Source organism: Pyxidicoccus trucidator (assembly GCF_010894435.1).
GTDB classification, from domain to species: Bacteria; Myxococcota; Myxococcia; order Myxococcales; family Myxococcaceae; genus Myxococcus; species Myxococcus trucidator.
Genome location: NZ_JAAIXZ010000015.1, coordinates 213,398 through 225,619, shown reverse-complemented (window position 1 = coordinate 225,619; position 12,222 = coordinate 213,398). Strand labels below are relative to the sequence as shown.

The following is a 12,222-nucleotide window of genomic DNA, read 5'->3' as shown; positions in this document are numbered from 1 at the left end:
TTACGGCCGGGCGCTCCGGTACTGGCTGATGGGGAGCGCCTGGTGGAACTTGCCGCCGGTGCGCAGCCACAGGCGGCCATCGCCGTCCACCGCGGCGCCCATGCTGACGGCCACCTGGTAGCGGAAGACCTCGCGGCCCTCGCCGCTGGAGGACTGGTCCATGCCCACGATTTCCACCGGCAGCGAGGCGCTCTGGCCGACTCGCGCGGGGCCGTTGAGGAAGAAGACGTCGGTGGACGGGGGCCGGCTCGGGAGCATGTAGAGCACGTTCAGCGCGCCGTTGGCGTCCACCGAGGTGCTGTCCTTGCCGCGCACGACGCCATCGGCGGTGGCCAGCGGCCAGACGCGCTGCGTGCCCACGGCGGCGAGGCGCGAGTCGTTCGCATAGGGAATCAGCGCCCTCACCGGGCCCACGAGCTGGATGCTGGACCAGCGGGAGTTGGCCCCCTCGCACCCGTCGGCGTCGGAGGCGCAGGCCACGACCTGCGAGCGGTCCGTCGCGACCGGGTAGAAGCCGAGGTACAGCACGCTGCCGTCCGCGCTGAAGGCCGCCGCCGGAACGGGGGGCTCCACGCTGGTGCTGAGGACGTCGCGGATGACGTGCTGGGTCAGGAGCGTGCCACCCGTGGCGGGGTTGGAGTCGCCAGCGTCCAGTTCCTCCACGATGATCTGCGCGCGGCCGTCGCCTGAGGGGTACTGCGAGGCGACCAGCACGCGGCCGTTGCGCACCTTCAGCGGGGCCAGCGGATAGCCGACCTTCCCGGTCTGGTACTCGAAGACCCAGATCTCCGTGCCGACGCCACCGGGGCTGGGTGCCCGGCGGGACAGGCGGATGATGCGGCCGGCGCTCTGGTTGCGGATGAGCGCGTCGCCATTGTCCATCACCGTCAGCGTGCCAATCGCGAGGTCCGGGTGGGAGCGGGAGGTAATCTGGAAGCTGGGGTCCACCGCGAAGGCGCTGGAGCCGGGAGTCCAGACCCAGCGAGTGCCGTCAGACGCGGGCGCGCTGATGACGGTGTTCGGGGTGCAGAGCGTGGGCATCGCCACCGACTGCGCGGTGCCCGAGAGCGGCTGGCGGTAGAGCGTGTGCGCCCCCGCGGTGGGGCCTTTGCAGCCAAGGAATGCCACATTGGTGCCCGTGCCCTCGGCGACGAAGGGCATGGTGAAGACCTGCTCCCGGGCCTGCGGGTCGTCCACCACGCGCGTCACGGGGAAGAAGACGGCCGGCTGGGGCTGGGACTTGTTCTTCCGGCCGTCATCGCACACGGCCTCGGCGACCAGCGCGAGGCTGGCCGACAGACCCACCGTCTTGTAGGGGATGTCCGCGGACAGCAGCTCCAGCGTGGTGTCCTTCCCCGCGTAGGTGAACGTCTTGAGGAACGTCTCCCGGTCCAGGAGGTTGAGGGAGGAGACCGTGTCGCAGCCAGTCACGTTGACGATGACCTTGAGGCTGGTGCCCGCGACGTTGGACTCGGGCACCGTGAGGGCGACCTGGGGCGGGTCCGGCGTGGGGGGCGGCTTGGGGTCACCGCCGCAGGCGGCGGACAGGCTGGCGGCAAGGGCGAGGGCGGCGCGCCATGCGTGCCGCGTCAGGGGAGGATGGGGCATGGCGCGGCACTCTATCCCGTACCCGCGGTCCGGGCATCACCGTGCCCCGGGGGCGGCGAGCGCGGGGGCTCGGGGCTCGGGGCTCGGAGACGGGGAGCCCGGAGCTGGAGGCGAGCCTGGATGCCTGGGGCCCGGAGTCCGGAATCCCCGGACCTGGAGGCTCCGCGCGGGCGGCGGGGGCTTCTCGGTGGGAGTAGCGGCCGTGTAAGCGCCAGGGGATTACAATTGCAGCCGTGCTGGCGCCTGATCGACGGTGGAAGGGGCGACCGGCCGGGCATCTGCCGGGGGTGGGGACGTGAAGCATCCCCCCGGGGGCGCGGACGTGATAGCCACCAGGGTGCATGAGGGAGGGGCCAGGGGGGATGGCGGGTGGCGGGCGTACGGCCAGTGCGGCCAGGCCGCGCATTTCCTCTCACATGCCCGCCCTTCCTGGGATGTGCGCCGCTCTGGCCCACGGGCGTGTTCAGCGGCATGATCCGGATCCGAACCATGTACCCTTTCGCACGCAGTGGATTGACGCAGCCTCTCCATCCGTCCTTCCTGGGCCGGCGGGTCCGAGGTTCACCGTGAGAGTCGAGATGCAGGCGGATCAGCGGGGACGCGTGCTGGTGGTGGCCGCCAAGGAGGCGGGAGACGCCCTCATCGAGCGGCTCACGGCGAGCGGCTACCAGTGCGCCGCGGCGGAGCGGGAGAGCAGCCTGTCGCAGGCGGCGGACACGCTCCAGCCGGAGGTCGTGCTGCTCGCGGTGACGGCGAAGCGGGCGGCGGAGATGCTGGACTCGCTGCGCAAGGTGGAGCGCCTGCAGCGACTGCCGGTGCTGGTGGACCTGGGGCGCACCCGCTCCGCGGAGGCCTTCAAACGTCTGGCAGTGGACGATTGGATTCGCAGCGCGGACGAGGTGGTGCCGCGGCTGGAGGCGGCGCTGCGCGCGGGCCGGCTGCGCGACAGGGAAGAGCGCATCCGCATGCGCATGGGGATGCTGCTGGAGATCACCCAGGCGGCCACCAGCTCGCTGGAGCTGGAGGAAATCCTGCGCATCGCCGTGGACAAGGTGGGGCGCGTCACCGGGACGGACCGCTGCTCGGTGGTGCTGGTGGAGGGCAGCCATGCCCGCACCGCCCGCGTGGTGGCCACGCAGGAGGACCCGAGCCTCGTCGAGCTGGACATCGAGGTGGCCCGCTACCCGGAGCTGCGCCGTGCGCTGGAGACGCGGCACCCGGTGCTGATTGAAGAGGCGCAGCGAGATCCGCTGATGGCGGAGGTCCGCACCTCCATCCTCCCGCTGGGTGTGAAGTCCATCCTCGTCCAGCCGCTCATCTGCCAGGACGACCTGCTGGGCGCGCTCTTCCTGCGCGTGTCGCGGGTGGACGCGTCCTTCGGCCGGGACGAGCAGGAGTTCGCGCAGGCGGTGGCCGGCGTGCTGGCCAACTCCATCCGCAACGCGCGCCTGCACACGGCGGTGAAGAAGAAGCGCGAGGACCTGGAGCTGGCGTACGTGCAGCGCTACCAGGAGCTGAACGACGCCAACCGCCGCCTCAAGGAGCTCAACCGGCTCAAGGACGAGATCATCGCCGTCTGCAGCCATGACCTGCGCGCGCCGCTCCAGGTGCTGCTGGGCCATGGCCGCCTGCTGCAGGAGGGCCCGCTGGAGGCCCAGCAGAAGCAGTCCGCCGAGGCGATGATCCGCCAGGGCAAGAAGATCCTCGGGCTGGTCGAGTCGCTGCTGGAGAAGGGGAAGGGCGAGGCGGCGCGGCTGTCGATTGAGCCGCGCGTGCTGGACGTGGCGCAGCTGTGCCGGGACGCGGTCAATGAGCTGGAAATCCTGGCGGCCAACCGCGGCGTGTCGCTGCGCGCGGACTGCCCGGACAGCCTGATGCTCATCGGCGACGAGATGAAGCTGCACGAGGTGCTGCAGAACCTCATCACCAACGCCATCCACCACGCGCGCCAGGACGGCGAGGTGGTGGTGAGCACGCAGCGGCTGGGGCGCCCGGACGGCGACGCGGCCAAGGTGTGCGTGCAGGACGACGGCGTGGGCATTCCCCCGGACGAGCTGCACCTGGTCTTCGACCGCTACCGCCATGGCGGCAAGGGCACGGGGCTGGGGCTGGCCATCTGCAAGGAGTTCGTGGAGCTGCACGGCGGCGAAATCTGGGCGGAGAGCCCTCCGGCCAACGGCTGCATCTTCGTCTTCACGCTGCCGCTGGCGCAGGAGGCGCCGCGCAACCCGAGGCCGCAGCAGCCCGCCGCGACCAACCCCCATGAGCAGCCGCGCGTGCTGGTGGTGGAGGACGAGCCGGAAATCGCGGCCGTGCTGTCGGAGGTGCTGCGCTCCAAGTACCGGGTGGAGGTGGCCCGCGACGGTGCGGAAGGTCTCGCCAAGGCGCGCGCGCAGCGGCCGGACCTGGTGGTCATGGACGTGTTCCTGCCCAAGCTGGACGGGCTGGACGCGGCGATGGCGCTCAAGTCCTCGTCGGACACGGCGAACATCCCCGTCATCCTCCTGTCCGCCCACCAGGGCGTGGCGGAGAAGGTCCGCTCGCTCAACCTGGGCGCGGTGGACTACATGAGCAAGCCGTTCAACGCGGTGGAGCTCCTCAACCGCACCGACCGTGCGCTCAAGCTGCGCCAGGGCGAGCGAGAGCAGCAGGAGAAGGAGAAGGCCAGCGCCCTGCAGCGGCGCACCGGCAGCGACCCGGCCACGGGCCTGCATGACCGGCGCGGGCTGCTGCTGCGGCTGGAGCAGGAGCTGACGCGCAGCCGGCGCTTCCACCGTCCCCTCAGTCTGGCGGTGCTGCGGCCGGACCGGCCGGTGGACCCGATTCCGGCCAGCATCGCCGACATCATGCGCAAGCGGGTGCGCCACCCGGATGCCATCTCCCACCTGGGCGGAGGTGTGTTCGTCGTCATCCTCCCCGAGTGCCAGGCGGAGCCGGCGCGCAACGTCATCAGCCGCATGCTGCCGGACGTCGAGAAGGCAACGGACACCGAGTACCGCTCGGCGGTGGCGGACGTGAGCCAGGACAGCGACCCGGTGGAGAAGCTGCTGGAGAAGCTGGGCGCGCCGCCTCAGGAAGAGGTGTGACGGCCTCGGGAGCAGACCTGACGGGTTCCGGCGGAGGCGGTGTGTGCCGCCTGCACGCCGGGCGGGGCCGCGCTAGACTCCTCCTCGCGTGAGCCCTTCCCGCCTCCTCGTCTCCGTCCTGCTGGGCGTCTTCGTGGCGCGGGGGGCCCTCGCGGCCCCTCCGCCCAAGCGCCCGCGCGTGGACCGCGAGGCCATTCGCGAGGCCATGGACGCGGCGGCCACGGACGAGGGGAGCTTCTCCTCGTCCGCCAGCTATGCGAACTACCTCCAGTCGCGGTTGCTGCACCATTCCGGAGACCACCGGGGCGCGGTGGATGCGCTGCGCCTGGCCCTGGCCACGGACGACGGGCACCCGCTGCTGCTCACCCAACTGGGGGAGGAGTACGCGCGCCTGGGGGATTTGGAGAAGGCCGAGCGCGAGCTGCGCCGGGCGGTGGAGCGCTCCCCGGCGTACTACCCGGCCCACGTGCTGCTGGGTCGCGTGCTGCTGGAGTCCGGGCGCTACACCCGGGCGCGGCTGCACCTGCGGCGCGCAGTGGCCCTCAAGCCGCGCGAGCCCGAGGCGTACCTGGTGCTGGCCCAATTGCACCTCCAGGCCGGCGCGCCCGACGAGGCGGTGAAGGTGGTGGAGGCGCTGGCGCTGGCGCTGCCCGGCGAGGCCTCCGGCCACCGGCGCCTGGGGCTGGCCCTGGCGGAGCGGGGCGATGTCCTCCGCGCCGAGCGCCTGCTGACGGAGGCCAGCCGGAGGGACCCGGGCGACGTGGAGGTGCTGGCCGCCCTGGCGAAGCTGTACGAGGACTCCGGCCGCCCCGCCGAGGCGGAGGACGCCCTCGCCCGCGCGCTGCGCAAGGACCCGGACAGCCAGGAGGTGCTGCTGGGCGCGGGCCGCGCCGCGCTCAAGGCCGGCTCCCTGGTGCGGGCGCGAGCGTACTTCGACCGGCTGCTGTCGCTCTCCTCCGAGCCGGAGACGGCCGTGCGCGTGGCCTTCAGCTACCTGGCCGCGCGCGAGCCGGCCGCCGCCGCGGAGGTGCTGGAGTCGGCCCGGAAGGCCGGCGCGGACGAGCCCCGCCTGTCCTACTACGCGGGCCTGGTGCACGAGCGGATGCGCCGCTTCGCGGAGGCGGCGGCCGCCTTCGCCGGGGTGCCCGAGGGCTCGGAAGTCTTCGCCGACGCCCGCCTGCGCCGCGCCCGCTGCCTGTCGCTGGCGGGAGAGCACTCCCGGGCCCTGGCGCTGCTGCGGGCCGCGCTCCAGGACACACCGGAGGACCTGGAGGCGCGGCTGCAGTACGCCCGCGCCCTGGAGCGGAGCGGGGCGGGCGCGAGGGCGGAGGCGGTGCTGAGGGAAGGGCTGGCCGCCGGGCCCACGCCCGTGCTGTACGACGCGCTGGCCGCCACGCTGCACCGGCAGGGGCGGGGGACGGAGGCGCTGACGCTGCTGCGCGAGGTGGTGGCGCGCAAGCCCCGGGACGAGGAGCTGCTCTACGTGCTCGGCGCGGCCCACGAGCGGCAGGGCGACGTGGACGGCGCGCTGGCGCGGATGCGGGCGGTGCTGGAGGTGGACCCGGACCACGCCCCGGCGCTCAACTTCCTGGGCTACCTGCTGGCCCAGTCGGGCAGGGACCTGGACGAAGCCGAGCGGCGCGTGCTGCGCGCGCTCCAGTTGCGCCCGGACACCGGGGCCTTCCTGGATTCGCTGGGGTGGGTGTACTTCCGGCGCGGCGAGTACCTGCGCGCGGTGGAGGCGCTGGAGCGGGCCTCGTCGCTGACTCCGGACGAGCCCGTCATCCTGGAGCACCTGGGAGACGCCTACCAGCGGGCCTCCCGGAGCGAAGAGGCGGCCGGTGCCTGGCGCCGCGCCCTGGACGTGCTGGCGCTGGACCCCGAGTCGGCGGAGCCCCCCGGACAGCGCGCGGTGCTCGAGCGAAAGCTCAAGGCGCTACCCACGCGTTCGTCGGGCCGCTAAGTTGATGCGCCTATGGCGCGCCACGACGAGGGCTTCTTCAACGGCAGGGACGGCACCCGGCTCTTCTGGAGGTCCAGCCTGCCGGACGGCGAGCCCCGCGCCCACGTGGCGGTGGTGCACGGCTACGGGGACCACTTCGGCCGCTACACGTATGTCGTGGACGCGCTGCTCGCGGACGGCTTCGCGGTGCACGGCTTCGACTACCGGGGCCATGGCCGCGCGGACGGACGCCGGGGCTACGCCGAGGCGTGGCCGCACTTCGTGGACGACCTGGAGACCTTCTGGGCCCGGGTGCGCAAGGACGCGGGCGGCAAGAAGACCTTCATGCTGGCCCACAGCCACGGCGGGCTGATGGCGGTGAAGTGGCTGGGGGAGCGCCACGTGGAGGGGCTGTCCGGGGTGGTGCTGTCAGCCCCCTACTTCAAGCTGGCCATCACCCCTCCGGCCATGAAGCTCATGGCCGCGCGCGCGGTGGGAAGGCTCGTGCCATGGCTGCCCCTGAAGACGGAGCTGACGCCGGAGGACCTGAGCAAGGACCTCGAGGTGCAGCGCGCCACCCGCGCCGACCCGCTCTACCTCACCGTCGTCACGCCCCGCTGGTTCCTGGAGTCCACCAAGGCCCAGGGCGAGGCGATGCTGCTGGCACCGAAGATTCAAGCTCCGCTGTTCGTGCTGTGCGGCGCGGAGGACGGCGTGGCCGCTCCGGCGGCGGCTCGGGTCTTCTTCGAGACGGCCGGGGCGGCGGACAAGAAGTTCAAGGAGTACCCCGGCATGCGCCACGAGCCCCTGAACGAGGTGGGGCGCGCGGAAGTGTTCCGGGATATCTCCGGCTGGATCTCCGCGCATCTCTGACATAATCAGGTCGCCCGGCTCCTACGGAGGAGCTGGCGCTGGGTGAGGTCACCGCATGGCAACGGGTGAGACGGGCATCATCGGCAAGGGCATCGTCATTAAGGGCAACCTCACGGGAGGTGGGGACCTGGTCATCGAGGGCAGGGTGGAGGGGCAGATTGCCCTGAAGAACCACCTCACCATCGAGAGCACCGGCAAGGTGCAGGCGGACATCCGGGCTGAGGAGCTGACCATCAACGGTGAGGCGAGCGGGAACATCGACGCCTCGACACGGGTGGCCATCAGCGCCTCGGCGAAGGTGGCTGGCGACATCAAGGCGCCTCGCGTCGTCATCGAAGATGGGGCCGTGTTCAACGGCTCCATCGAGATGGACGTGAAGCTGCCGGACGACATCTGAGACTCACGCCGGGCTCTGCACGGCGCACACCTTTCGAGAGGGGCGGACAACACTCATGGCGAATACGGTCATTGGCTCGAGCATCGTCATCGACGGGGAAATCTCCGGAGACGAGGACCTGGTCATCCAGGGCACCGTGAAGGGGAAGATCTCCCTCAAGGAAAGCCTCTACGTGGAGGGCAGCGGCGTCGTCGAGGCGGACATCGAGACGCAGAACGTGGAGATCGCCGGTCGGGTGACGGGCAACATCGTCGCCAGCGACAAGGTGGAGCTGAAGACGGACTGCCGCGTGGTGGGCGACATCAAGGCGCCGCGCATCCTCATCGCCGATGGTGCCTCCTTCAAGGGCAACGTCGACATGGACATGAAGGAGCGCTGATTCGTGGCCACCGCGAAGGAGCTCTCAGGGAGCAACAACGTCAACAACACCGTGGTGGGGCCTTCCATCCTCATCAGCGGCCGGTTGACGGGCGACGAGGACCTCACCGTCCGTGGACGGGTCGAGGGTGAGCTGACGCTCAGCCGGACGCTCATCGTGGAGCCCTCCGGCGTGGTGAAGGCGAACGTGGCGGTGAAGAACGCCATCGTCAGCGGCGTGGTGGTGGGCAACATCAACGCGACGGAGAGCGTGGAGTTGACCCGCGAGGGCCGCATGGTGGGCGACATCCACGCCCCCCGCGTCATCATCGTGGACGGTGCCAGCTTCCGCGGCCGCGTGGACATGGGCGACGTGGAGCCGGGCCGGCTGCCGGCCGAGCGCCCCACGGTGGCCCGTCCGACGGCACGTCCGACGACGACGACGACGCTGGCGCGTCCGACCGCTCCGGTCTCGCGTCCGGCGCCGCCGCCTCCGCCCGCGCGTTCCACTGGCACGACGTCCGCGACCGCGCGTCCGGCGCCGGCTCCCGTGATGCCGGCCGCCCGCCCGCAGGCCAAGCCGATGCCGCCGCCTCCGCCGCCCACGCGCGTGGAGCCCCGCCCGGCGCCCGCGCCGGTCGAGCAGGCGACCTCTGCTGAGCCGTCAACGCCCTCCGTCATGGGTGCTGGCGCGAAGAAGAAGGTCGTGTTGAAGAAGAAGGCCCGCTAGAGCACATCGCCCGCGCCACCGGAGTCGGTGGCGCGGGGGTGGGCAGACCAGGGGTGCCGCCATGGACGCCGAGCACAGGGTTGACGGACAGGAAGGGACGCCGGGGACCGCGCCAGAGGGTGGCTCGCCGTCGTCCGAGCCAGCCGAGGGCGGCCAGGGCGGAGCTGCGCCCGGTGAGCACCGCGCCGAAGGCGAGCACCGTGCCGAGGGTGGCCACGAGGGTGCGCACCCCAACGGTGGCGAGCACCGTGAAGGTGAGCGCTCCGGCGAGGGTGGTCATTCCGGTGAGCACCCTGGCGGTGAGCATCGCGCCGAGGGTGGGCAACAGGGTGAGCACCCCGGCGGCGAGCACCGAGCCGAAGGTGGCCATCCGGGTGAGCACCACAACGGTGGTGAGCACCGTGAAGGTGAGCACCCCGGCGGCGAGCACCGCGCTGAAGGCTCACCTCAGGGTGAGCACCACAACGGTGGCGAGCACCGGGCCGAAGGCGAGCAGCAGGGCGACGAGCCCCGCGCCGAAGGTGCTCAGCAAGGTGAGCAGCACGCAGGTGAGCACCCTGGCGGCGAGCCCCGCGCCGAGGGTGCTCCGCAGGGCGAGCAGCACGGCGGTGAGCAGCGCGCCGAGGGTGGCGAGCCGGCCCGGGAGGCGGGTACTCCGTCCCCAGGTGGAGAGGCTCCGGCCGAAGGCGCTTCACAGGATGGTTCCGAGCAGGGTGAGGAGTCCCAGGTGGCCGGGTTGACGGACGACACGTCCGAGCAGGAGGGCGACGAGGAGGAGGGGCTGCCGGAAGAGCTGTCCGCGCCCGAGGAGCGTCTGGCCGGGCGGGTGACGCTGGTGCTGATGCCCCTGGACAAGCTTCAGGACGACACCTCTTTCCGCCTGCGCTCGGAGGGTGACGTGTCCGGGCTGGCCACGGACATCGCCCGACTGGGGCAGCTGTTCCCGGTGGACGTGCGCCCGGCCGGCGAGGACCGCTACCAGCTGGTCTGCGGCTTCCGTCGCGTGGCGGCGCTGCGCTTCCTCAAGCGGGACGCGGTGCAGGCGCGCGTGCACACGAGCCTGTCGGACGAGGACGCGCTCCTCATGTCCCTGGCGGAGGCCATCCACGCCACGCCGGTGGAGCCCGAGGTGCTGGAGGCCAAGCGCGAGCAGCTGGAGTCGGAGGGCCGGCTGAGCGCCGCGGTGCGCGACATGCTGGAGAAGGCGCTCGCCACCGAGGACACGCTGGCGCCCGAGGGCGTGGAAGAGGAAATCGATGCCGACGAGCTGGCGGCGGACGTGTCGGAGCGGCTCGGGGCCATCAACCAGGACCTCTCGCTGCTGGCGGACGTGTTCGCCGCGCTGGATGACTCGCGCAAGGCGGAGCTCCTGATGCAGCTGCGGTACTCGTCGCAGCTCGTGGCGTACCTGGAGGGTCTGTAGGCCATGGCGGAACCGCTCGCGAGAGACCGCGCCCGGCTGTTGGAGCTCCTCACGGAGCGCTCCTTCGAGCGGCGGCGCGTGGTGCTCTCGTCCGGCAAGGAGTCGGACTTCTACATCGACTGCAAGCGCACGGCGCTGCTGGCCGAGGGACACTTCCTCATCGGCCGGCTGTTCCTGGAGGCCATCCGTCGCCACGCCCCCGAGGCCGTGGGCGTGGGCGGCCTGACGCTGGGTGCGGACCCGCTGGCGTCGGCGGTGAGCCTTACCGGCTACCTGTCGGGCTCGCCGCTGGCCGCGTTCATCGTCCGCAAGGAGCCCAAGGGCCACGGCACCGGCCAGTGGATTGAAGGGCTCAGCGGTGTGGGGCCGGGCGCGGCGGTGGCCATCGTCGAGGACGTCGTCACGACGGGTGCCTCCACGCTCAAGGCCATCGAGCGCGCGCAGGAAGAAGGACTGAAGGTGCTGGGCGCCTTCGCTTTGGTGGACCGGCTGGAGGGCGGCCGCGAGGCAGTGGAAGCCTCGGGCCATCGCCTGTTCACGCTGTTCACCCGCAAGGACTTCATCCCGTGAGGACGCCGTTCGCGACCGTGGCGCTGCTGGCCCTGCTGGGCGGCTGCGTCACCACGCCCCCTTCCGTCGGAGAGCAGGCACCGACGCTGCCGGACGAGCAGGCCGAGGAGGCCTACCAGTCCATCCTCGCGAAGTACTCGGGCCGGCAGGAAATCTACGACGGCTTCGACACGCGCATCTTCGCGGGCGCCACCCTGCAGACGCCGACGTTCCGCGAGGCGCGGGTGCGCCGCCAGGCCGCCTTCCAGGTGCTGCCGGAGAACAAGGTGGAGCAGCTCCTGGCCGAGGAGCGCACCGAAGCCACCGTGGTCCACGAGTTCTTCCTGGGCGTGCACTTCAACGAATTCCGCTACGCGGACTTCGACCTGAAGCGCACCATCTGGCGCCTCGCGCTGGTGACGCCCACGGGCGAGGTGACGCCGACGCGCATCTCACGCCTGGGCCGGGTGGACCTCAACATGCGCGCGTACTACCCCTACACGGGCGTGTTCTGGGTGGGGTGGGAGCTGCACTTCCCCACCACGCTGTCCAACGGGCAGCCCGTCATTCCCCCGGGGACGGAGAAGGTGACGCTGCGCCTGTCCTCGTCGCTGGGCAAGGCCGAGCTGACGGTGTCCGCGCAGTAGCAGCGGCTCCGCGCGGCCTCACGTCTGGCCGCGCCTCAGCCACTTCTCCACGGGCGGCAGCGTGGGGCCGGCCTGCAGCCGGTCCACCAGCACCGAGGGCAGGGCGCTCACCGCGAAGGGCACGGCCTGCTCGGCCGGGACGAAGCCCTCCTGCGCCAGGTGCTTCGCCATGGCCACCAGCGGCTGGAAGAAGCCGCGCGTGTCCAGCAGCCCCATGGGCTTGCGGTGCAGGCCGAGCTGCGCCCAGGTGACGATTTCGAAGAGCTCGTCCAGCGTGCCGAAGCCACCGGGCAGGGCGATGAACGCGTCCGAGCGCTCGGCCATCAGCGCCTTGCGCTCGTGCATGGTGTCCACCCTGTGCAGCTCGGTGAGGCCCGGGTGCGCAATCTCCTTCGAGCCCAGGAAGCCGGGCAGCACGCCCACCACCTTCCCACCGGCCCCCAGCGCACCGTCCGCCACCGCGCCCATGACGCCCACGCTGGCGCCTCCATAGACGAGCGTGAGTCCGCGCCGGGCCAGCTCCGCGCCCAGCCGGGTGGCGGACTCGACGTACTCCGGCCGGTTGCCGGGGCGCGAGCCGCAGAAGACACAGATGCTTCTCACTTCCATG

General features: G+C 71.6%; 13 protein-coding genes. 9 read left to right on the top strand and 4 right to left on the bottom strand.

Annotation, left to right across the window (positions count from 1 at the left end; genetic code table 11):
• Positions 1 to 1,608, bottom strand: coding sequence for a hypothetical protein (locus tag G4D85_RS34755; RefSeq protein WP_164018382.1), 1,608 nt, complete (start codon positions 1,606 to 1,608; stop codon positions 1 to 3).
• A 578-nt stretch (positions 1,609 to 2,186) separates the two neighbouring features.
• Here G4D85_RS34755 and G4D85_RS34750 point away from each other — a divergent pair.
• The 6 genes from G4D85_RS34750 to bacP all read left to right on the top strand — a co-directional run bounded on the left by G4D85_RS34750 (position 2,187) and on the right by bacP (position 8,993).
• The gene (locus tag G4D85_RS34750) at positions 2,187 to 4,694 is read left to right on the top strand and encodes an ATP-binding protein (RefSeq protein ID WP_164018452.1); all 2,508 of its coding nucleotides are present in this window, start codon (positions 2,187 to 2,189) and stop codon (positions 4,692 to 4,694) included.
• A gap of 88 nt (positions 4,695 to 4,782) precedes the next feature.
• Positions 4,783 to 6,657 carry a tetratricopeptide repeat protein gene (locus tag G4D85_RS34745; RefSeq protein ID WP_164018381.1) on the top strand — a complete coding sequence of 625 codons (1,875 nt, stop codon included), beginning with the start codon at positions 4,783 to 4,785 and terminating at the stop codon, positions 6,655 to 6,657.
• Positions 6,658 to 6,669: 12 nt separating this feature from the next.
• A complete protein-coding gene (locus G4D85_RS34740) occupies positions 6,670 to 7,509 on the top strand; it encodes an alpha/beta hydrolase (RefSeq protein ID WP_164018380.1) in 840 nt (279 codons plus the stop codon).
• Between the two features lie 55 nt (positions 7,510 to 7,564).
• Entirely contained in the window at positions 7,565 to 7,906 is a 342-nt protein-coding gene (gene bacN / locus G4D85_RS34735; protein ID WP_164018379.1) for a bactofilin BacN, read from the top strand.
• Between the two features lie 55 nt (positions 7,907 to 7,961).
• The gene (locus tag G4D85_RS34730; RefSeq protein ID WP_002636698.1) at positions 7,962 to 8,285 is read left to right on the top strand and encodes a bactofilin family protein; all 324 of its coding nucleotides are present in this window, start codon (positions 7,962 to 7,964) and stop codon (positions 8,283 to 8,285) included.
• Between the two features lie 3 nt (positions 8,286 to 8,288).
• On the top strand, positions 8,289 to 8,993 hold the full coding sequence (bacP, locus tag G4D85_RS34725; RefSeq protein ID WP_164018378.1) for a bactofilin BacP: 705 nt from the start codon (positions 8,289 to 8,291) through the stop codon (positions 8,991 to 8,993).
• On the opposite strand, the gene G4D85_RS49855 is transcribed toward bacP, so the two are convergent.
• Entirely contained in the window at positions 8,941 to 9,423 is a 483-nt protein-coding gene (locus G4D85_RS49855; RefSeq protein WP_240359665.1) for a hypothetical protein, read from the bottom strand. The genes bacP and G4D85_RS49855 overlap by 53 nt on opposite strands.
• Positions 9,424 to 9,435: 12 nt before the next feature.
• Positions 9,436 to 9,597, bottom strand: coding sequence for a hypothetical protein (locus tag G4D85_RS49850; RefSeq protein ID WP_240359664.1), 162 nt, complete (start codon positions 9,595 to 9,597; stop codon positions 9,436 to 9,438).
• Between the two features lie 123 nt (positions 9,598 to 9,720).
• Here G4D85_RS49850 and G4D85_RS49845 point away from each other — a divergent pair, with 123 nt between their 5' ends.
• Genes G4D85_RS49845 through G4D85_RS34710 form a run of 3 tightly spaced genes read left to right on the top strand, consistent with a single transcriptional unit; the run spans position 9,721 to position 11,612 of the window.
• Positions 9,721 to 10,416, top strand: coding sequence for a ParB/RepB/Spo0J family partition protein (locus G4D85_RS49845; protein WP_240359663.1), 696 nt, complete (start codon positions 9,721 to 9,723; stop codon positions 10,414 to 10,416).
• A 3-nt stretch (positions 10,417 to 10,419) separates the two neighbouring features.
• Positions 10,420 to 10,986 carry an orotate phosphoribosyltransferase gene (gene pyrE / locus G4D85_RS34715; RefSeq protein ID WP_164018376.1) on the top strand — a complete coding sequence of 189 codons (567 nt, stop codon included), beginning with the start codon at positions 10,420 to 10,422 and terminating at the stop codon, positions 10,984 to 10,986.
• A complete protein-coding gene (locus G4D85_RS34710; protein WP_164018375.1) occupies positions 10,983 to 11,612 on the top strand; it encodes a hypothetical protein in 630 nt (209 codons plus the stop codon). The genes pyrE and G4D85_RS34710 overlap by 4 nt, the downstream gene beginning before the upstream one ends.
• 18 nt (positions 11,613 to 11,630) lie before the next feature.
• Here the strand turns inward: G4D85_RS34710 and G4D85_RS34705 are convergent, their stop codons facing one another.
• Positions 11,631 to 12,221, bottom strand: a complete 591-nt coding sequence (locus tag G4D85_RS34705) for an LOG family protein (protein ID WP_164018374.1) — start codon at positions 12,219 to 12,221, stop codon at positions 11,631 to 11,633.
• Position 12,222: the final 1 nt, after the last annotated feature.